General features: G+C 74.0%; 17 protein-coding genes. 11 read left to right on the top strand and 6 right to left on the bottom strand.

Annotation, left to right across the window (positions count from 1 at the left end):
- The first annotated feature begins 195 nt into the window (after positions 1–195).
- Both ACWCRA_RS29000 and ACWCRA_RS28995 read left to right on the top strand, forming a co-directional pair.
- Positions 196–369 (top strand): CsbD family protein, encoded by a 174-nt coding sequence (locus ACWCRA_RS29000; RefSeq protein WP_451069004.1) that lies wholly within the window; start codon positions 196–198, stop codon positions 367–369.
- 241 nt (positions 370–610) lie between these two features.
- A complete protein-coding gene (locus ACWCRA_RS28995; RefSeq protein WP_451069003.1) occupies positions 611–958 on the top strand; it encodes a DUF6479 family protein in 348 nt (115 codons plus the stop codon).
- Between the two features lie 38 nt (positions 959–996).
- Here ACWCRA_RS28995 and ACWCRA_RS28990 read toward each other — a convergent pair whose 3' ends face one another.
- The 5 genes from ACWCRA_RS28990 to ACWCRA_RS28970 form a co-directional block, all read right to left on the bottom strand.
- Positions 997–1,821: a hypothetical protein gene (locus tag ACWCRA_RS28990; protein ID WP_351543117.1), complete on the bottom strand. Its 825-nt coding sequence runs from the start codon at positions 1,819–1,821 to the stop codon at positions 997–999.
- Positions 1,818–2,723 carry a helix-turn-helix domain-containing protein gene (locus tag ACWCRA_RS28985; RefSeq protein ID WP_351543120.1) on the bottom strand — a complete coding sequence of 302 codons (906 nt, stop codon included), beginning with the start codon at positions 2,721–2,723 and terminating at the stop codon, positions 1,818–1,820. Before ACWCRA_RS28985 ends, ACWCRA_RS28990 begins: the two co-directional genes overlap by 4 nt.
- A 655-nt stretch (positions 2,724–3,378) precedes the next feature.
- The gene (locus ACWCRA_RS28980; protein WP_451069002.1) at positions 3,379–5,592 is read right to left on the bottom strand and encodes a SpoIIE family protein phosphatase; all 2,214 of its coding nucleotides are present in this window, start codon (positions 5,590–5,592) and stop codon (positions 3,379–3,381) included.
- The gene (locus ACWCRA_RS28975) at positions 5,589–5,993 is read right to left on the bottom strand and encodes an STAS domain-containing protein (RefSeq protein WP_351543125.1); all 405 of its coding nucleotides are present in this window, start codon (positions 5,991–5,993) and stop codon (positions 5,589–5,591) included. Before ACWCRA_RS28975 ends, ACWCRA_RS28980 begins: the two co-directional genes overlap by 4 nt.
- Positions 5,994–6,489: 496 nt before the next feature.
- Complete coding sequence (locus ACWCRA_RS28970; protein ID WP_351543127.1) at positions 6,490–7,455, bottom strand: pirin family protein; 966 nt, start codon at positions 7,453–7,455, stop codon at positions 6,490–6,492.
- Positions 7,456–7,593: 138 nt separating this feature from the next.
- On the opposite strand from ACWCRA_RS28970, the gene ACWCRA_RS28965 reads away from it, so the two are divergent.
- The 3 genes from ACWCRA_RS28965 to ACWCRA_RS28955 all read left to right on the top strand — a co-directional run bounded on the left by ACWCRA_RS28965 (position 7,594) and on the right by ACWCRA_RS28955 (position 8,984).
- Entirely contained in the window at positions 7,594–7,929 is a 336-nt protein-coding gene (locus ACWCRA_RS28965; protein ID WP_351543129.1) for a tetratricopeptide repeat protein, read from the top strand.
- Positions 7,930–8,035: 106 nt separating this feature from the next.
- Positions 8,036–8,599, top strand: coding sequence for a TetR/AcrR family transcriptional regulator (locus ACWCRA_RS28960; protein WP_351543132.1), 564 nt, complete (start codon positions 8,036–8,038; stop codon positions 8,597–8,599).
- A 28-nt stretch (positions 8,600–8,627) separates the two neighbouring features.
- Positions 8,628–8,984, top strand: coding sequence for a hypothetical protein (locus tag ACWCRA_RS28955; protein WP_451069001.1), 357 nt, complete (start codon positions 8,628–8,630; stop codon positions 8,982–8,984).
- Between the two features lie 10 nt (positions 8,985–8,994).
- Here ACWCRA_RS28955 and ACWCRA_RS28950 read toward each other — a convergent pair whose 3' ends face one another.
- On the bottom strand, positions 8,995–10,818 hold the full coding sequence (locus ACWCRA_RS28950; protein ID WP_451069012.1) for a CocE/NonD family hydrolase: 1,824 nt from the start codon (positions 10,816–10,818) through the stop codon (positions 8,995–8,997).
- 217 nt (positions 10,819–11,035) lie between these two features.
- Between ACWCRA_RS28950 and ACWCRA_RS28945 the strand changes: the two genes are divergently transcribed.
- From ACWCRA_RS28945 to ACWCRA_RS28920, 6 genes are all read left to right on the top strand, one after another.
- The gene (locus ACWCRA_RS28945) at positions 11,036–11,752 is read left to right on the top strand and encodes a TetR/AcrR family transcriptional regulator (protein ID WP_351543138.1); all 717 of its coding nucleotides are present in this window, start codon (positions 11,036–11,038) and stop codon (positions 11,750–11,752) included.
- 163 nt (positions 11,753–11,915) lie between these two features.
- Positions 11,916–12,710: an SAM-dependent methyltransferase gene (locus tag ACWCRA_RS28940; RefSeq protein WP_351543141.1), complete on the top strand. Its 795-nt coding sequence runs from the start codon at positions 11,916–11,918 to the stop codon at positions 12,708–12,710.
- A gap of 417 nt (positions 12,711–13,127) precedes the next feature.
- The gene (locus ACWCRA_RS28935; protein ID WP_451069000.1) at positions 13,128–14,408 is read left to right on the top strand and encodes a polyprenyl synthetase family protein; all 1,281 of its coding nucleotides are present in this window, start codon (positions 13,128–13,130) and stop codon (positions 14,406–14,408) included.
- Positions 14,405–16,036, top strand: a complete 1,632-nt coding sequence (crtI, locus tag ACWCRA_RS28930; protein ID WP_451068999.1) for a phytoene desaturase family protein — start codon at positions 14,405–14,407, stop codon at positions 16,034–16,036. The genes ACWCRA_RS28935 and crtI overlap by 4 nt, the downstream gene beginning before the upstream one ends.
- Positions 16,033–17,067 carry a phytoene/squalene synthase family protein gene (locus ACWCRA_RS28925; protein ID WP_451068998.1) on the top strand — a complete coding sequence of 345 codons (1,035 nt, stop codon included), beginning with the start codon at positions 16,033–16,035 and terminating at the stop codon, positions 17,065–17,067. Before crtI ends, ACWCRA_RS28925 begins: the two co-directional genes overlap by 4 nt.
- On the top strand, positions 17,064–18,077 hold the full coding sequence (locus ACWCRA_RS28920; protein WP_451068997.1) for a DUF5914 domain-containing protein: 1,014 nt from the start codon (positions 17,064–17,066) through the stop codon (positions 18,075–18,077). The genes ACWCRA_RS28925 and ACWCRA_RS28920 overlap by 4 nt, the downstream gene beginning before the upstream one ends.
- Positions 18,078–18,149 lie beyond the last annotated feature (72 nt).

Genomic DNA, 18,149 nt, shown 5'->3' with positions numbered 1-18,149 from the left:
CACGCGTGGTTCACCCGGAGGGCACGCGGGGATGCGCTGACCGGTCGGACCGGACCGTCCACACCGTTCTGTCCGCTTCGGCCGACAGTCTCGCCCGCACGGAGCGCGAGGCGCTCCGTGCCCGCATGCCGGGCGGCGGTTTGCGGGGCCGCGCGCGGAGAGGCACCCTGGAAACGCGCCGAAGGGAATTCCGCTATGAGTAAGGCCAAGGGCAAAGCCAAAGAACTCAAGGGCAAGGTGAAGGAGGCGGCAGGAAAGGCTGTCGACGACGCGGGCGCGCAGGCGGAGGGCCGCCGCGACCAGGTCGCCGGGAAGGCGGAGCAGGCCGCGGACAAGGCGCGTCGGCACACCGGACGTCCGCACACCTGAGGTGGCGCCGGCGAGAGCCGCCCGCGGGGACCGCCGGTCCCCCGGCCGCACGCCCCCTGTACACAGCCGCGTGCCCCCCGCACCTGCCCGTCTTTCCGGCGGAAGCCGTGCCCTGCCCCGTGACAGGTACGGCTTCCGCGCTCGCTCGCCCCGGGACGGTCCCGGGCGCTGAACGATCACAGCCGCGGAAAGGCGGTCACCTCGCGGGAAACCTCACCGGGACCAGAGGGATGGAGTCGTTGTGATCTTGACGGTGGCAGCCGAGGAATCTTCCGCCCCGGTGACTCTCGCGGCGGAGGGGGGCGTCGCCTGGCTCGGGCCGTTTCTCGTCGGCGTCGTGGTGGTGGGGCTGCTGATCGGCATGGTGGTCTGGCGAGGGAGAGGCAGGGGCCGGGCCCCGCGCCCGGGAGAACAGCCCGCGCCGGCCGCCCGGCGTGCCGCGGACCGGGGAACACCTCGGGAAGCCGATGACTTCGGGGCAGAGGGAGAGAGACTCTCCCCTCATGAGATGAAGGGGTACGGCAGCCGGGGTGCCCGGCCGGGCCAGGACGATCGTCCGGATGACCCGGAGGCCCCACGAGCCGGTTGAACGGTTCCCGGGGCCCGCGCTGTCGCGGAATCGCCCGGTCAGCGATGGTGACCCCCGCGTACCGGTTCCTCGGAGCGCAGGAGTGCCAGGGCGTGTTCGGGTTCGCGGCGGGAGAGCCGCGGGTGGGGGTCGGCCCGTCGGTCCTGGGTGGTTCGGGTGCCGGGCGTGGTGGTGGCGGCGAAGAGGATGGTGATGTGGTCGGCGAAGTCGGGGCCGGGCAGGGGCATCTCGATGTCGGGGTTGTCGTTGTAGGCCACGGCCGAGCTGTCGGTGATGTATTCCACGACGGCTTCGATGATCTCGGTCCTGCAACGGCCGGTGCGGCGCAGGAGCTGTCCGAGGAGGCGCAGGACGGTGGGGGTGCTGGTGTCGAGGTCGCGGGTGAGTTCGGGGAGCCAGGGGAAGTCGGCCGTCTGGGGTGCGGTTTCGGTGTCGAGGCGGGTCTGTTCGCTCCACCAGGCGGCGGCGTGGGTCTCTCCGAGGGCCAGGTGGTGGAGGTGGAGGCAGTAGGCGGCGGTGTCGTCTCCGGCGCCGGCGGCGTACTGCCACCAGAACCGGGCGCCGGCGTCGTCGCCGGCCAGTTGGAGGATGCATCCCAGGACCCGTGCGCCGCGGGGGCCGGGCATCCGGTCGGTGAGGAAGTCCTGGAGCGAGGCGGCGGTGTGGGTGATCAGGGTCTCGCACAGGGTCCGCAGGTCGCGGGCGGCGGTGTGGCTGGTCCGGTGGCGGCTGTGGGTTCCGGGCGGGTGCCAGCACGGGGTGTCGAGGGCCAGGCTGATGTCCTGGTGGGGGATGAGGTCGGACTGGACGTAGGGGTCGTCGCGGAGCAGGGCGCGGGCGAGGAGGTGATCGAGGGCAGTCACTGAGGTGTCTCTCCTGGGCCGTTGTGGGGGTCGAGAGCGGTGGTGAGGAAGCGTCGGGCGTGGCGTTCGGCGGAGTACACCAGGGCGATCGGGATGCCCAGGGTGGTGGCGACGGCCTCGGTGGTACGGCCGCGCAGGTGCTTGAGGACCATGACGTCGAGCTGGAGGTCGGGCAGGCGGCTCATGGCCTGGAACAGGAGCATCGACTCGGACATCTGGAGGAACTGGGCGGTCAGGTCCGCGGTCTCGCCGAGCACGACGGTGTCGAAGGCGGCGCGGACCAGCTCCGGACGCCCAGCGGTGTGGGGGGTGCGCTGCATGACGCTCCGGCGCAGGATCGGCCAGGCGAAGGACTGGACGTCGGAGCTGGCCAGGGCCTCGTCCCAGCGCAGCCACAGCAGGTCGAAGGTCTCGGTGACCGCACGGTCCGCCTCGGTGCGGTTGCGGAGGAAGGTGCGGGCGTAGGCGGTGTAGGTGGCGCCGTTGAACTCGGTGAAGGCCAGGTGATTCACGGGCGGGGTACGGGGGCCTGTGGCCACCACCACCTTCTCTATGCAGGCCTGGACCCAGTCCTGCTTCTTGTGTGCTTCGAGCGCTGCCGCCGCCCACAGCCGGCGCATGGGCGCGGCCGGGATGCCCAGGACGGGAAGCAGGTTGTGGGTGATCTCCCAGCGCGGGTACAGGCCGGCGCCGCGCAGCAGTTCGGAGACCTTCGACTTCGACCATCCGGCGCGCTGTGCCAGGTCGCTGACGGTCATGCCGCTGGCGGCGAGCCGGGCGCGCAGGGCCTCCAGCCAGGCGCGGTGCGCGGCGCCGACACCGTCGACGATGGGGCCGAGTTTGCGGCCCGGCCGGCCGGGCGAGCCCTCGGACGGCTGAATCGCCGGGGGTTGTGGGGTCACCGTGCCCGCCCCTCGTGTTGTATCGTCACGCCCGTCCGGGGAGCAGGGCACCGTCCGGTGGTGTGGGTGGTTTCAGCGATGAGCCGGGTGGGTAGTTCGAACGCGGTCGCCGCGGCGCTCCGGAGGGACTGCGTCGCGGTGATGAGGGTCCGCGCCTGCTGTGTGTGCATCGAGCCTTCCAAGTACGTCCGGAATGGCCCCTCCACGCGGTGCCGACGCGTGGTGGTGAGGGGCGGGGGACGCCAGCATGGAGCGAAACACTCCGCACACGCCACGTGATCATGGGATCACGGAACAATGACCTCGCTGTAACCTGCGGCCAATCACAACCAGCCGCACATAATGACGCATTGAACGTCATCAGAGGCGAAATTCCCGATATTCCTTGCGGACCGGTACCCGAGCCCCGCAAATGGAAGAGCAGGCACCCTTCCGGGGCCCGCGCCTTCCAGTCCGGAAGGACCACGCCCCTCTCCCGTGCCGAAAGGAGAAGGGCCCGCGGGGCCGGGCGGCACCACGACCGCCCGGCCCCGTGACACAGGTGAGCCCGGTCCGCGCGGTCCGGCTGCCGGAGGGCTTCATCGTGGGCGGCCTCCCGAGTGCGCGCGGCACTCGGCCCGTACCGCGTCCCCGAGTGCCGTTCGGGGTTCGGGAATCAGGTGTCGGTGTCGGTGTCGGTGTCGCGGTGGGTGGCGGTCAGGACGAGTACGGCCTGGTCATCGTCGATGTCACGGCCGCCGGTGAAGGAGTGGACCGCGGCGGTGAGGGTGTCCAGGACGGCCGGAGCCCTCGGTGGTGGAGGAGTGAGTGCCTGGGTGAGGCGTTCCTCGTCGAAGAGTTCGTTCGCGCTGTTGCGGGCTTCGGTGATGCCGTCGGTGTAGAGGACCAGGCTCTCCCCGGGGGCGAGGTTGACGCGGCGAGAGCACAGCTGGGGGTCCGGCAGCACTCCGAGGAGTGGTCCGTCGCAGTGGACGGGGTGTGTGCCGTCCTCGGTGAGGTGCAGGGGGAGGGTGTGACCGGCCCGGACGAGTTCCATCTCCAGTCCGGCCCCGGTGGGGGTGAAATGCCCGTAGACGAGGGTGACGAAGCCGGTGCCGTGACTGCCGTGCCGTCTGATCAGGGCGTGGTTGACGGCCTGGACGACGGCTTCGGGGCCGGGCAGGAACGAGGCGACGGCGCGGGCGGTGTGCCGGACCAGGGCGGTGGTGGTGGCGGCGAGCGCGCCCCGGCCGCAGACGTCACCGAGCATGAAGGCCCAGCCGCCGCCGTCCAGGGGGAAGACGTCGTAGAAGTCCCCGCCGATGTCCAGTCCTTCACCGGCGGGGTGGTAGTAGGTGGCCAGCTCCGCGCCGGGCAGGGTCGGCAGATCGGGCAGCAGCAGGCCGGCCTGGAGGTCGCGGGCGAGGGCGGCGCGCTGGGTGTACTGGCGGGCGTTGCCGGCGGCGGTGGCGGCGCGGCGGGCGAGTTCCTCCGCCAGAGCCACGGCGTGCCCGTCGAAGGCGTGGTCCCCGGTGGTGAGCAGCGTCAGGGTGGCGAAGGTCTGGCCGCGGTCGGTCAGCGGCACGCACAGGTAGCCGGTGATGCCCAGGTCCTGCCACGGGCCGGGGCCGGTGGGGGCGCGGCGGGCGACCTCGGTCAGCGAGGACGCCAGCACACGGGCCACCGCGTCGTCGCCGGCGTCGTAGACCGGGATGTGAGAGGCGAGCAGCTGTTGGGCGTCCGCGGTCAGGGCGGCGGTGGCGATGCGGCGCACCCGGCCCTGTTCGATGACATCGACCGCGCACAGCGGGGCCAGGGCGGGCACACACAGGGCGGCCAGCCGCTCGAAGGTCTGGGCGTAGTGGAGGTCGGAGCTGAGTGTGGTGCTGGCCTTGAGGAGGAACGCCAGGTCGTCACGGGCCGCCTTCTCGCCCGCCTCGGCGGCCAGGCGGGCCTGCTCGGCATGATGGCGTTCGATGGCCAGCGCCGCGGTGTCGGCGAAGACACCGGCGAGTGCCAGATCGGCCTCGGCGGGGGCGCGCGGAACGCGGTGGTACATCGCGAACGTCCCCAGCAGGTGCCCGTCGCGGCCCAGGATGGGGGTGGACCAGCAGGCCGCGAGGCCGGCGCGCTCGGCCAGGCCGCGGAAGTCGTCCCAGAACGGGTCGGTGGCGATGTCGGAGACGATGACGCGCTGCCCGCGGTGCGCGGCGGTGCCGCAGGAGCCGACGCCGTCACCGGTGGCGATGCCGTCGATGGCCTGGTTGTAGAAGGCGGGCAGGCTCGGGGCGGTGCCGTGGCGCAGATGGAGACCGTCCTCGTCGGCCAGCAGAACCGAGACCAGGACTCCGGGCGACAGGTCCTCGATCACCTTCGCCATACCCTCCAGCACGTCCGCCAGGGGAGCCTGGCGGGCTATCTGTTCCAGCAGGGCGCGGTGCTCGGCTGTCAGCCGCTGGGCGTGGTTGACCTGGGTGGTCTCCATCCCGATCATCCGCACCCCCATCACATTGCCGCCCCGGTCGCGGCGAGGCTCGTAGGTGAAGTCGAAGAACGCCTCACGCACCCCCGTGCCCTCGCCCAGCAGTACCCGCGCGTTGCGGTCAACGCAGGGCCGGCCGGTGCGGTAGACACGGTCCAGCAGGGTGATGAAGCCCTGCTCGGCGAATTCGGGCATCAGCTGCCCGAGCGGCAGCCCCGTGCGTTCGGCTGTGCGGCCGACAGCGGTGAAGAAGGCCGGGTTCGCGGCTTCCAGCAGATGAGCGGGGCCGGCCATCGAGGCGAACAGAGTGGTCGACTCACCGAACAGCGTACGCAGATCCGCCTCTTCGGCAGATGCCGCCGGCCCGGGGCCGTGCGGTACGGCCGGCCGCTCTGGTGTGCTGGTCATTCCGTCCCTCTTCCCCGAAATCCGCTCTCCGCACCGGTATCGGCCACCCGGTCACGCCCGCTCCGGGCGGTGAGGGCCTCCGCGGTGCTGGTGTGGAGGGGAATCACGCGGTCCAGCCCGGTGAGCGAGAAGACCTTGGCCACCGGCGCCGGCGCAGCCGCCACCCGGAGCTGCCCCCGCTGCGCCGACAGGCGCTGATAGAGCCGGACGAGTCCGCTGATACCGGATGAGTCGCAGAAGGACAGGGATGCGCAGTCGACCACCACCAGCGACGGTGCGGGCCGCGCGGACAGCGCCGTCTCGGCGGCCTCGTCCAGCTGCACCACGCTCTCGACGTCCAGTTCCCCCCGGAGCCGGAGCACCGCGGCTTCCGCCGCCGGCCTGACCTGAACCGAAAACATCTGCCTCCGCACTTTCCGCCCGCCGGTGTGAAACCTGAGAGGCCTCCATCGTAGAAGCCCCCCTTCCCTGCCCGGAGAGGCCCACCCCCGCCGGCCGGCGGTGTGAACGCCCGGTGCCGGATCAAGGTGGATGAATACCACTGAACCTGGTGAATCCTGGCTCTCCATCCCGCCGTGACCTGCTGAGAGACCTCGCGGCCAGTCCTCCGCGCCACCGGCGACGCGGTGCGGCCGCGCACCGGAGAGCACTCGGTCTCGGGGCCAGGCCCCGCAAAACGGTGGGACCAGCCGCGCCGCGGTCACCTCCAGGACGGACCGCGACGTGTCCGGGGAGGTCGTGTGCGCCCGTGCCGCCCCGGCCGCCGGGGCGTGCGCGATGGCGCGGCGGCTCACGCGGCGCCCTCCTCGGCCCGCGACCACCCGAAGACCTCCCCGCCCTCCGGCTCTGCGGCGATCTTCACCGATGGCCGCCCGCACCCCTTTCCGAAAGGCCCGGTCAGCGCACCCGGCCGCGCTTCTTCAGCTGCCCCGGAGGGAGTTGGGGAGCCGCCAGCGGGCCGCCGTCGTAGCCCTTCACCTCGCCGAAGCGGGAGCCGGTCATCCAGTCCGTGCGGGCCTGTTCGATCTCGGCCTGGGTGCGGCCCACGAAGTTCCACCACATGATCAGCTCCTCCTCGAACGGCTCTCCGCCGAGCAGCATCAGACCGGCGTCGGACTCCGCGCGCAGGGGGAGGGCGGTCCGGCCGCAGCCCAGGTAGAGCATGGAGCCGGGGAGGACCGGGACGCCGTCGACGTGTGCCTCGCCGGACATCGAGAGGACCGCGTACTCGAAATCGGGGTCGAGCGGCAGGCTCGGGTTCGCGCCGCGGGTGAGGGCGAGGTCGGCGCCGACGATGGGGGTGTAGGCGGTGCCCGGGGAGCGGGCGCCGTCGAGGGAGCCGAGGATGACCGTGGCGGTCAGGCCGGGGGCGGTGACCACCGGGAGGTCGGTGTGGTGCTGGAAGTGGGGCTCCACCTGGCGGTGGGCGTCGGGGAGCGCCACCCAGAGCTGGGCGCCGTGGAGGAGGCGGGCGTGTGCGCGGGGGCTCTCCTCCGAGTGGCTGATGGCCCGGCCGGAGGTCATCAGGCCCAGTTCGCGCGGGCGGATGGTCGCCAGGCTGCCGGTGCTGTCGCGGTGCAGCACCTCGCCCTCGTGGAGCCAGCTGACCGTCTGAAGGCCCATGTGCGGGTGGGGCGGTACCTGCATCCCTGGCTCGTCGGCGATGTCGTCCGGGCCGTAGTGATCGACGAAGGCCCAGGCCCCGACCATGCGCCGGCCCAGGTTGGGCAGGAGCCGGCGGACCTCGGTGGACTCCCCGAGCCGGACCCGGCGGGGACTGAGAAGTTCACGGACGGGTTCCGCGACGACGAAGCCACGGCCGCCGCAGAGGGAGGGGACGGCCTGACGATCGAGATTGCTCATGGCTCCCAACCTATTCCTGTACGGGTGGCTCTCGTCAGCCCCCACGCCCACAGGGTAGTAGGGGTAGTGGAATATTCAACCAACCCCTCTGGTTGTGGCCACTGACAGCGACCGGACGAGACTCCAGGAGGAGAACCAGTGAACGAGACCTACTTCGAGTTCGGCACCGCCGCCGAGCGGTGGGACCGTGCGCGGCTGTTCTTCGACGCGAAGGAGTACGCCACGGCGGCCCGCATTCTGCGCGGACTCGTCGACGAGGCCCCGGAGCAGATCGCGCAGCGCCTGCTGCTCGCCCGGACGTACTACCACTCGGCCCAGCTCGGCCGCGCCGAGACGGAGCTGCGGTCCGTGCTGGAGCTGAACCCGGTGGAGGACTACGCCCGGCTGATGCTCGGCCGCACCCTGGAGCGCCAGGGGAGGCCCGACGAGGCGGCCCCGCACCTGCGGATGGCCGCGGCGATGTCGGGAGAGTGACCGCCCGCCCCCACGGGGCCGGCCCGCCCCAGTGGCGGGCCGGCCCCGCGCCGTTAAGGAACGGCCGTTCTTGACCAAGCGTTCCTTAATGGCTTACGGTGGGGCCATGGGACGCCCAAGAGGTTTTGACGAGGCAGAAGTGGTGCGCTCGGCGGCCGGGCTCTTCGCCGGCCGGGCGTACGACGGCATCTCCATCGACGATCTGGTCACCCATCTGGGGCTGCACCGCAACAGTCTGTACAAGACCTTCGGCAGCAAGCGCGGCCTCTATCTGGCCGCGCTCCGCTGGTATCTGGCGCACGATGTGGCCCCGCTGATCGACCGGGTGGCCCGGGCGGGCGACCCCGGTGAGGTGCTGGGCGAGGCGCTGCGCCCGCCGGGCGGAGGACCGGGGCTCGATCTGCTGCTGCTCGCCGCCGTCGAGCGGGCGCCGGTGGACGACGAGGTGGCCGAGCTGGTCACCCGTACCTTCACGGCGCTCGACGGAGCCGCGGGCGGCGGGGCGGCGGGGCGGGAGACGTCCGGGGACGGCACAGCCGGGCACGACGGGCTGGCCATCGCCCTCACCGCCGCCGCCCTCGGGCTGCGCATCCGCAGCCGGGCCGGCGCGAGCCCCGCGGAGACCGGCCGGGCCCGCGCCGCCCTCGCGGAGCGTCTCGACCACCACTGAACCCCACCACCACTCGCTGGGAGCGGATATGGCACAGGTCAGGATCGACAGCGGCAGACTCATCGTGGAGATGGAGGGCCTCGGCAGGCTGTGGGCGCTCAGGAGCCGGCTCGCCATCCCGCTCGACCATGTGCGCGGTGCGACCGTCGATCCCGGAATGGCCAGGGAACCCAAGGGGATTCGCGCGCCCGGAACCCAGTTCCCCCGCTTCATCACCGCCGGGACCTTCTACTCCAAGGGTGAGCGAGTGTTCTGGGATGTCCGGGACGCCTCCAGGGTGGTGGTCGTGGAACTGACGGACGAGCGGTACGCCCGGCTGGTGCTCCAGGTCCGCGACCCCCAGGCGACCGTCGCGTCGATCGAGCACGCCCTCCAGCCGCGCTGAGCGGCGAGCGCTACTCCCCCGCAGGGGCCGACGGAGTCACCGGGGCCGCCGGCGGAGCCACCGGAACCGCCGGAACCACCGGAGCCCCGGCCGGCAGGATCAGCGCCGAGCGCATGTGCACCGTGATGTTCACCGGCACGAGCACGGTGGCCGTGGCCGACGGTTCCCCCGTGCCGGTGCCCCGTGCGCAGCGGGGGTGGGCGCCCCCGCTGATCTGGAGCCGGACGCGGTGCCCGGCGGCGAACCGGTGGGCCGTGGAACCCATCGGCACCGTCACGAACACGGCCCGCTCCCCCTCCGTGCGCACCCGGACCAGCCCGTCGCAGACATTGACGGAACGGCCTTCCCCGTCCACCTCGCACAGCCGGGCGAAGAGATCGGCGTGCCCGGTGTCCGTGGAGACCTCCAGCCGCGCCGCGACCGCGCCGAGCACGTCGACGGAGTCGGCCAGCGGCGGTCCGGTGAAGGTCAGCACATCGTCACGGGCCTCCAGAGCGCCGTTGTCCCGGCTTCCGGCGGTGCGGGAGAGCAGGGGGCCGCCCACCGAGGGGGTGGGGTCGGCCGGGTCGTAGCGGAAGGCCGCCAGCGGCGCGGAGTCGGTGGGCGCCAGCCGGGTGAGATACCCCTGGGGCGTCGGATACCAGTGCACGGCACCCCCGGCCGGCGGCCACTCGCCGAGGTCCCGCCACTCGTCCTGACCGCCCACATGGACCCGTACACCGGTCGGGCGCAGCGCCGACGGGTCGTCGCACAGATGGGCGCGCAGCCAGCCGAGGCTCTCGGCGAACACCTCGGGCCATCCCTGCCCGAAGGCGGAGGTGTGGGTCCAGGGGCCGACGAGGAGGGCGGTGTCGCGGCCGGAGCCGCGCAGCCGTGCGTACTGGTCGAGAACCTGGCCGGCCAGGGCGTCGTGCCAGCCCGTGACCAGGGCGGTGGGCACGCCCGGGCCGTCGGCGGCGCTCAGGACGGACGCGCCGGACCAGTACGGGTCGTCGGCGTCCGGGTGGGTCACCGCCTCGTCCAGCCAGGGGACTTCGGCGCCGAGCCCGGCGGCGAGACCGTCGCGCGCGGGCAGGGCGCGGGTGGCGCCGCGCAGCCGCCGGGCGAGGCGGAGCACAGCCCTCAGGAAGGGCAGGGCGCCCCGGTGCTGGTGGGTCATGCCGACGCCGACGACCAAAGCGTTCTCCAGGTGGAACGCACCGCCCGAGTGGAAGAGGGCGCGGGGGTCGTGCAGCCCGGCCTGGACCACCATCGCCCGCAGTTCGGGCGGCGGGTCGAGGGCGAGCGCCCACTGCGTGTAGCCGAGATAACTGGCGCCGACCGTGCCCAGCACCCCGTTGAACCAGGGCTGCTCCCGCAGCCACTCCACGGCGGCGAGGCCGTCGGCGGCCTCGTGGCGCCACAGGTCGAAGGTGCCGCCCGAGCCTCCGGTGCCCCGGCAGCTCTGGAGGATCACATGGAAGCCCTGTTCGGCGAAGAGCATGCCGTACAGGGGCCCCCACGGGAGACCTCTGCCGTACGGCGAGCGCACCAGGAGAGTGGGGTGACCGCCGCCAGGACCGCCCCCCGGACCACCTCCCGCTCCCGCACCCGCACCACCTCCCGGGCCCGCGCCCGGCCCCTCCTCCGGACCAACGCCCGGCCCTCCTTCCGGAGCACCCCCCGGGCCTCCTTCCGGCCCGCCGCCCGCGCCGTCCGCCGCACCCACCGGGCCGCGCGGGAAGTAGTGGTCCGCGATCAGCGGGCTGCCGTCGGCGGCCGGCACCTCGAACCCCGGCTCCCACCCGATGTCGTACCGCCGCGCGGGGAGGCCGCGCCAGGTGGCCCGCAGCATCCGCGCGGACAGCGGCAGCCCGCGGGACGCGCGCGGGCCCCCGGACCGGCGGGACATCGGCACGGCACCACGCGTCGTCGGTCTCATCGGCTCTCCTCGGTCTCCCCGGCCTGCATTTCCGTACGTCGTACGAGAATAACGCCTGCTTGGATGGACACCGCAAGCCCCCTCCCGGACAGCAGGAGAAGCGGGGCGGGAGCGAGCGAAGGGAACTGCCGTGGGCCGTGGTGGCGGAACCGGCGGCGGGAGCGTCGACCCGCGCGAGCTGTGGCTGAGCCCCGGCCGGCCGCGCCGGGGGCGTCCGCCCGCCTTCAGCCGTACGGAGATCACCGCCGCGGCGGTCGCCCTCGCGGACACCGAAGGGCTGGAGGCGGTCACCATGCGCGCGGTGGCCGCCGCGATCGGCGCGGGGGCCATGTCGCTCTACAGCTATGTCCCCGACAAGGAGACACTGCTGGAGCTGATGATCGACCATGTGAACGGCGAACTGTCCACGGCCGGTCCGCTCAGCGGCGACTGGCGGGCCGACCTCGCCGCCGTCGCGCACGCCCAGCGCGCCCTCATGCTCCGTCACCCCTGGCTGCCCGCGGCGCTGCCCGCGCGCCGGACCTTCGGGCCCCACACGCTCGCCTTCCTGGAGCATGTGCTCGTCGCCCTGCGGCCCGCCGGTCTCGACGCCGGTGCGAAGCTGGAGGTGTTCAGCATGGTCACCGGCTTCGTCGCCGGGCATGTCACCCACGAGGTCGCCCGGCGGACGGCCTCGGACGGCCCCGGACTCGCGGCGGCCGAGGCGGCCTATCTCGCGGCTGTCGCCGCCGACGGCCACCACCCGGAACTGGCGGGAATCCTCGCGGAAGCCCCGCCGCCGCCGAGCGCCGATGCCGCTTTCGCCCGGCTCCTCAGCCGGTTGCTCAACGGCCTGGACCGGGGCTGAAGTCCGGCGCCCGCACCGGGCGCGACGGCCTCCCGCGCCGTCAACCTGCCCCGATATGCCACGTGTTCCCCGGCGCCACTGGCTTAAATGTGACGGGTGGTGAAGCATGGGCATGCCCCCCGCACGGGCTGTGCGGGGGCTGATACGAGGAGAGCAGAGCACGATGAACGCGGAGCAGCGGGAGCCTGTGGTCCAGATCGACACCACCACGCCCCATTCGGCGCGGGTGTGGAACTACTGGCTCGGCGGCAAGGACAACTACCCGGTCGACCAGGTCCTGGGTGCACGGCTGGAGGAGATGTTCCCGCAGATCATCGACATAGCCCGGGCCTCGCGCCGATTCCAGGCGCGAGCCGTCCGCCATGCCACCGAGGAACTGGGGATACGTCAGTTCCTGGATCTCGGCACCGGGCTGCCCACCGCCAACTCCACGCACGAGGTGGCCCAGGGCTCCGCGCCCGAGTCCAGGATCGTCTACGTCGACAACGACCCGATCGTGCTGGCCCATGCCCGCGCCCTGCTGGTCGGCAGGCCCGAGGGTGCCACCGACTATGTGCACGCGGATCTGACGGACTCGGCGGCCGTGCTGCGCGAGGCGGCGAAGACCCTCGACCTCTCCCGGCCGGTGGCGCTGATGCTGCTCTCCACCCTGGGGCATGTCGCGGACAACGCCGACGCCGCCGCGCTGCTGCGCAGCTATCTGGACGTCCTGCCCGCCGGGAGCGCTCTGATCCTGTGCGACACGATCGAGACGCCGGAGACCCGCGCCGGATCGGACGAGTACGCGAGCGGGGGCGCGCTGCCCTACATCTCGCGCCCGGCCGAGGTCGTGGGCTCCTTCTCGGACGGTCTGGAGCTGATCGAGCCCGGCTTCGGCTCGATCAGCCTGTGGCGCCCCGACGAGCCGGTCACCGGTGAGCCGGTCGAGCAGTGGGGTTTCGTGGCCGTCAAGCGCTGAGCGCGGGAGCGGTACGGAGGGGAAGGGCGGGGCGGTCCCGACGGGGCCGCCCCGCCCTCGCGTTCCGTACCGGAGGGAGCCCCGGCCGCTCCGTACCGGAAGGCCCCCGGCCGCTGCGTGCCCAGCAGGGTGCCCGGCCGGCCCGTACCGGAGGGAGCCCCGGCCGGCCCGTACCGGAAGGACCCCCGGAGCCGTGGACGGCTCGCCACGGGCGGCCCGGCGCGCGGGCACGCGTGTGAACCCGCGTCCGGCCGATCGTGGTGACCGGGAATCGGGCTCCCGGCGTGGTGGACTGGGCGCCCGGGCCCCGGACCGCCCCGGAGTTCCGGCCAAACACGCTGCTGCTGCATCCGAAAGGAGCGTCCGACCGGAATGCACTCCAACCCCTGCCGGTCGAACGCGATGAGAGGACGTGCGATGCGCCGCACCTGGACGGAGGCACTCCCCCACAAGCAGTCAGGTGCCCGGCCGCACCCCTTCGGGTTCCCTCCCCCGGAGCCGGACGACGGCCCTCCGGGCGTCCCCCGTCCGGCTGTCGTCGACGCGGATGTCGCCGGAGCCGTCGGGCGCGTCCTGGAGGAGGAGTTGCGCGAGCGGCTCGAAGCGGCCGGGGCGATCGACCCCGTCTTCGCCCAGGACGTGGCCGGCCGCGTCGCCCGCTTCACCCTGGACGGCGGCAAGCGGATGCGCTCGCAGTTCCTGTGGTGGGGGCTGCGGGCGTGCGCGCGCGGCTCCGACGGAGGACAGACCGGGGCGGCGCTGCGGCTGGCGGCGGCCCTCGAACTCATCCAGACCTGCGCGCTGGTCCACGACGACGTGATGGACGGCTCTCCGCTGCGGCGGGGCTCCGCCGCCGTCCACACCGGCCTGGACGCGCAGTACGGCACCGGTGACAGCCGGGGGCCCGGTGAGTCGTTCGGCCGCTCGGCCGCCATCCTCGTCGGGGATCTGGCGCTGGCGTGGGCCGATGACACCGTGGCGGCCCTCGACCTGCCCCCGGACACCCGGCGGCGGGTCAACGCCGTCTGGCGGTCGCTGCGCACCGAGATGGTGGCGGGCCAGTATCTGGATCTGCACGGGCAGGCGCGCGGGGCCCGCTCCATCACGGTGGCGATCCGCACCGCGTCCCTGAAGAGCGCCCTGTACTCGGTGGAGCGGCCCCTCGCGCTCGGCGCGGCGCTCGCCGGCGCGGACGACCGGACCACCGGCGCGCTCTGCTCGGCCGGCCGCTGCGCCGGGATCGCCTTCCAGCTCCGCGACGACCTGCTGGGGGTGTTCGGCGACCCGGACCGGACGGGGAAGCCGTCCGGGGACGACATCCGCGAGGGGAAGCTCACCTATCTGCTGGCGGTGGCCCGGGCCCGGGCCGATGCCGCCGGGAACCAGCGCGTCCTCGCGCTGCTGGACTCCGCCGTCGGGGACGGCGATCTCTCCGAGAGCGGGCTCGACCAGGTGCGGGCCGCGCTGGTGGCGACGGGGGCCCGCGCCCTCGTCGAGACCAGGATCGAACGGCTGGTGGCCCAGAGCACCCGGCATCTGACCGGGGCGGTGCTCGCCCCGCGGGCCGGGCACCGGCTGGGGGAGCTGTTCCACACCGTCGCCGGTGTCCCGCCCGGCGCGCCGGGCGACCCCGCCCCGCCGGGGGACGAGCCGTCCGTCGCCGCTCTGCTCCAGTCCTGTGGCGAGGTGCGCCGATGAGGACGGTGAGGGGACGCACCGACCATGTGGTGGTCGTCGGAGCCGGGCTCGCCGGGCTCTCCGCCGCCCTGCACCTCCTGGGCGCCGGGCGGCGGGTGACCGTCGTCGACCGGGGCGAGCTGCCCGGGGGGCGTGCGGGGCTGCTGGATCTGGGCGGCTACCGGATGGACACCGGGCCCACGGTCCTGACCATGCCCGATCTGATGGAGGAGCCGTTCGCCGCGGTCGGCTTCAGCCTCGCCGACCGGCTGGAGCTGATTCCGCTGCACCCCGCCTACCGGGCGCGGTTCGCCGACGGCAGCTCCCTCGATGTGCACACCGGGGCCGAGGCGATGGAGGCCGAGGTGGAGCGGTTCGCGGGCGCCCGGGAGGCGGGCGGCTACCGCGCGCTGCGCACCTGGCTGACCCGGATGCACGCGGTGGAGATGCGCCGCTTCATCGACGCCAACTTCGACTCCCCGCTGCAACTCCTCCATCCCGATCTCGCCCGGCTGGCCGCGCTCGGCGGCTTCGGCCGGCTCGACGCCCGGATCGGCCGCTTCCTCTCCGACGAACGGCTGCGCCGTGTCTTCTCGTTCCAGGCGCTGTACGCGGGGGTGCCGCCGGCCCGGGCGCTGGCCGCGTACGCCGTCATCGCCTACATGGACACGGTCGCGGGTGTCTTCTTCCCCCGGGGCGGGGTGCACGCGCTGCCCCGGGCCATGGCGGACGCCGCCGCCGAGGCGGGCGCCGAGCTGCGGTACGGGCACGAGGTGCGGCGGCTGGAGCGCTCCGGCGAGCGGATCACCGCCGTCATCACGTCCCAGGGCCGCGTCCCCTGCGACGCCGTGGTCCTCACCCCCGATCTGCCCGTCGCCTACCGGCTGCTCGGTCACCGGCCGCGCCGGCCGCGACCGCTGCGGCACTCCCCGTCGGCCGTGGTGCTGCACACCGGCACCCACCGCACCTGGCCGGAGCTGGCCCACCACACCATCTCGTTCGGCTCCGCCTGGAAGGGCACCTTCGACGAGCTGACCCGCACCGGCAGGCTGATGTCCGACCCGTCGCTGCTGATCACCAGGCCCACGGCCACCGATCCGGGCCTGGCGCCGCCCGGCCGCCATCTCCACCACATCCTGGCGCCCTGCCCCAACACCGACATCGGCCCCGGCGCCCGGGAGTGGCGGGAGCTGGGACCCCGCTACCGGGACAGCCTGCTCGCGGAGCTGGAGCGCCGGGGGCTGGACGGCCTGGGCGCGGCCATCGAGGAGGAGTGCCTGGTGACCCCGGCGGAGTGGACGGCGCAGGGGCACGCGGCCGGTACGCCGTTCTCGGTGGCGCACTCGTTCCCGCAGACGGGTCCCTTCCGGCCGCGCAACATGGTGCGCGGCACGGAGAACGCGGTCCTCGCGGGGAGCGGCACCACCCCGGGGGTGGGGGTGCCGACCGTCCTCATCTCCGGGAAGCTCGCGGCGGCCCGGGTCACCGGGGTGCTGCGCGCCCCGGTGCGCACCACCCCGGCCGCCCGGACCCGGGGAGGCGGCGCGGGAGCCCCGGCACGGGGAGGGGCGGGCGCCCCGGCGGAGGGTGGCACCGGCACACCGGCGCGGGGAGAGTCCGGCACACCGGCGCGGGGAGGGTCCGCGTGAGCGCGCGGGAGCTGGCCGCCGCGGGCATCACCGATCCCGCCCTGCGCGCCGCCTACACCCACTGCCGCCGGCTCAACGCGCGGCACGGCAGGACGTACTTCCTCGCCACCCGGCTGCTGCCGGTGGAGCGGCGGCCCGCCGTGCACGCCCTGTACGGCTTCGCCCGCTGGGCCGACGACATCGTCGACGCCCCCGCCCCCGGCGCCTCCCCGGCCGAGCGGGCGGCGGCGCTGCGGGCGCTGCACGACCATCTGGACGCGGCGCTGCGCGGCGGCGCCACCACGGAGCCGGTGGTGACGGCGCTCGCGCACACCGCGGACCGCTACGCCATCGACCACCGGCACTTCCTGGACTTCATGACCTCGATGGGCCGGGATCTGGAGGTCACCGACTACGCCACCTACGACGACCTCCGCGCCTATATGCACGGCTCGGCCGCCGTGATCGGCCTCCAGATGCTGCCGGTGCTCGGCACCGTCGTCCCGCGCGAGGTGGCCGCGCCGCACGCGGCGGCGCTCGGGGTGGCGTTCCAGCTGACCAACTTCCTCCGGGACGTGGGCGAGGACCTCGACCGGGGGCGGGTCTATCTGCCCGCCGATCTGCTGAGCGCGCACGGGGTGGACCGGGAGCTGCTGCTGTGGAGCCGCGCGTCGGGGGCCCGCGACGCGCGGATCACCGAGGCCCTGCGGTCGGCCGCCGCGCTCACCCGCCGGATGTACCGCGAGGCGGCGCCCGGGGTGGCGATGCTCGACCCGGTGTCCCGGCCGTGCATCCGTACCGCGCGGGTGCTGTACGGGGGGATTCTGGACGCCATCGAGGAGGACGGCTGGTCCGTGGTGCACCGCCGGGCGGTGGTGCCGCGCCGTCGCAGAGCGGCCGTCGCGGCCGACGGTCTGGCCCGGCTGGCCGTGGCCCGGCTGCGCGCCCGGGGGGCCTCGCCGGGGCCTGCCGGGCGCCCGGCGGCGCCCGCCAACGGGTCCGCCGCCGGCTCCGCGGCCGGTCGCGCGCCCACCCGGAGGGAGACGGTATGAGCGAGGACACCGGACGGTTTCCGCTGCGGCTGCGGCGGCGGCCGGTCCCCTGGGAGCGGCAGCGCCCCACCTGGCGCGACGCCTCCCCCGGCGTCATCGCGGGGGCGCTGAAGCGCGCCCGGGCCCGCCCGTCGGGCAACTGGTACGTGCTGGGCGCCGCCCGGGACATCGGCCGCGACCGCCCGTTCGGGCTGACCGTCGCCGGCACCGAGGTCGTGGCCTGGCGGGACGCCCGGGGCGCGCTGCGGGCGGGCCCCGGCGCCTGCCCCCACCTCGGGGCGCCGCTCAGGGACAGCCCGGTGCGGTGCGGCACCCTCGTCTGCCACTGGCACGGCCTCGCCCTGGACGGCGGTCCCCGGGCGGGGTGGGAGCCCTATCCGGCGTACGACGACGGGGTGCTGGCCTGGGTGCGGCTCGACCGGGCCGGCGGGGAGGAGCCGCTGGAGTGGCCCGTCGTGCCGCACCGCCCGCATCCGGCGGGGGCGGTGGACGCGGTCTGCACGGTCGTCGGGCGGTGCGAGCCCGACGATGTGATCGCCAATCGGCTCGACCCCTGGCACGGCGCCTGGTTCCACCCGTACTCCTTCGTCGATCTGACCGTGGTCGGCGAGCCGGGCGACGGCGCGGAGGAGGAGGGCGGGGACCGGGACGCCTTCACGGTGGATGTCTCGTTCAAGGTGGCGGGCCGCGCTGTGGTGCCGGTGCGGGCGGTCTTCACCGCACCCGGGCCCCGGACGGTGGTCATGCGCATCACCCGGGGCGAGGGGCGGGGTTCGGTGGTCGAGACCCATGCCACGCCGCTGACCCCGGAGGGCTCCGGAGCACCCCGTACCGCCGTTGTCGAGGCGGTGGTCGCCGCGTCCGGGCGCCGGGGGTTCACGGCCGCCAGGGCGGCGGCCCCGCTGCTCCGGCCGGTGATGCGGGCGGCGGCCGGGCGGCTGTGGCGCGATGACATCGCCTACGCGGAGCGGCGCTGGGAGCTGCGCAGCACCGGCCGGTTCCCGGGCTGAGCCCCCCTCCGGGGCGGGGGGCTCAGGTGCCGGCCGGCCGGGTCGGCGCCCGGGGGTTCTGATGCCGGCCGG

Source organism: Streptomyces sp. NPDC001889 (assembly GCF_053594535.1).
This window is presented reverse-complemented; position numbering and strand designations above follow the sequence as displayed.

Bases quoted from the DNA above. Each gene is read 5' to 3' on its own strand.
- ACWCRA_RS29000 (WP_451069004.1), top strand. From the start codon at position 196: ATGAGTAAGGCCAAGGGCAAAGCCAAAGAACTCAAGGGCAAGGTGAAG.
- ACWCRA_RS28980 (WP_451069002.1), bottom strand. From the start codon at position 5,592: ATGACCAGCACACCAGAGCGGCCGGCCGTACCGCACGGCCCCGGGCCG.
- ACWCRA_RS28975 (WP_351543125.1), bottom strand. From the start codon at position 5,993: ATGTTTTCGGTTCAGGTCAGGCCGGCGGCGGAAGCCGCGGTGCTCCGG.
- ACWCRA_RS28970 (WP_351543127.1), bottom strand. From the start codon at position 7,455: ATGAGCAATCTCGATCGTCAGGCCGTCCCCTCCCTCTGCGGCGGCCGT.
- ACWCRA_RS28960 (WP_351543132.1), top strand. From the start codon at position 8,036: ATGGGACGCCCAAGAGGTTTTGACGAGGCAGAAGTGGTGCGCTCGGCG.
- ACWCRA_RS28955 (WP_451069001.1), top strand. From the start codon at position 8,628: ATGGCACAGGTCAGGATCGACAGCGGCAGACTCATCGTGGAGATGGAG.
- ACWCRA_RS28950 (WP_451069012.1), bottom strand. From the start codon at position 10,818: ATGCTGCGGGCCACCTGGCGCGGCCTCCCCGCGCGGCGGTACGACATC.
- ACWCRA_RS28940 (WP_351543141.1), top strand. From the start codon at position 11,916: ATGAACGCGGAGCAGCGGGAGCCTGTGGTCCAGATCGACACCACCACG.
- ACWCRA_RS28935 (WP_451069000.1), top strand. From the start codon at position 13,128: ATGCGCCGCACCTGGACGGAGGCACTCCCCCACAAGCAGTCAGGTGCC.
- crtI (WP_451068999.1), top strand. From the start codon at position 14,405: ATGAGGACGGTGAGGGGACGCACCGACCATGTGGTGGTCGTCGGAGCC.
- ACWCRA_RS28920 (WP_451068997.1), top strand. From the start codon at position 17,064: ATGAGCGAGGACACCGGACGGTTTCCGCTGCGGCTGCGGCGGCGGCCG.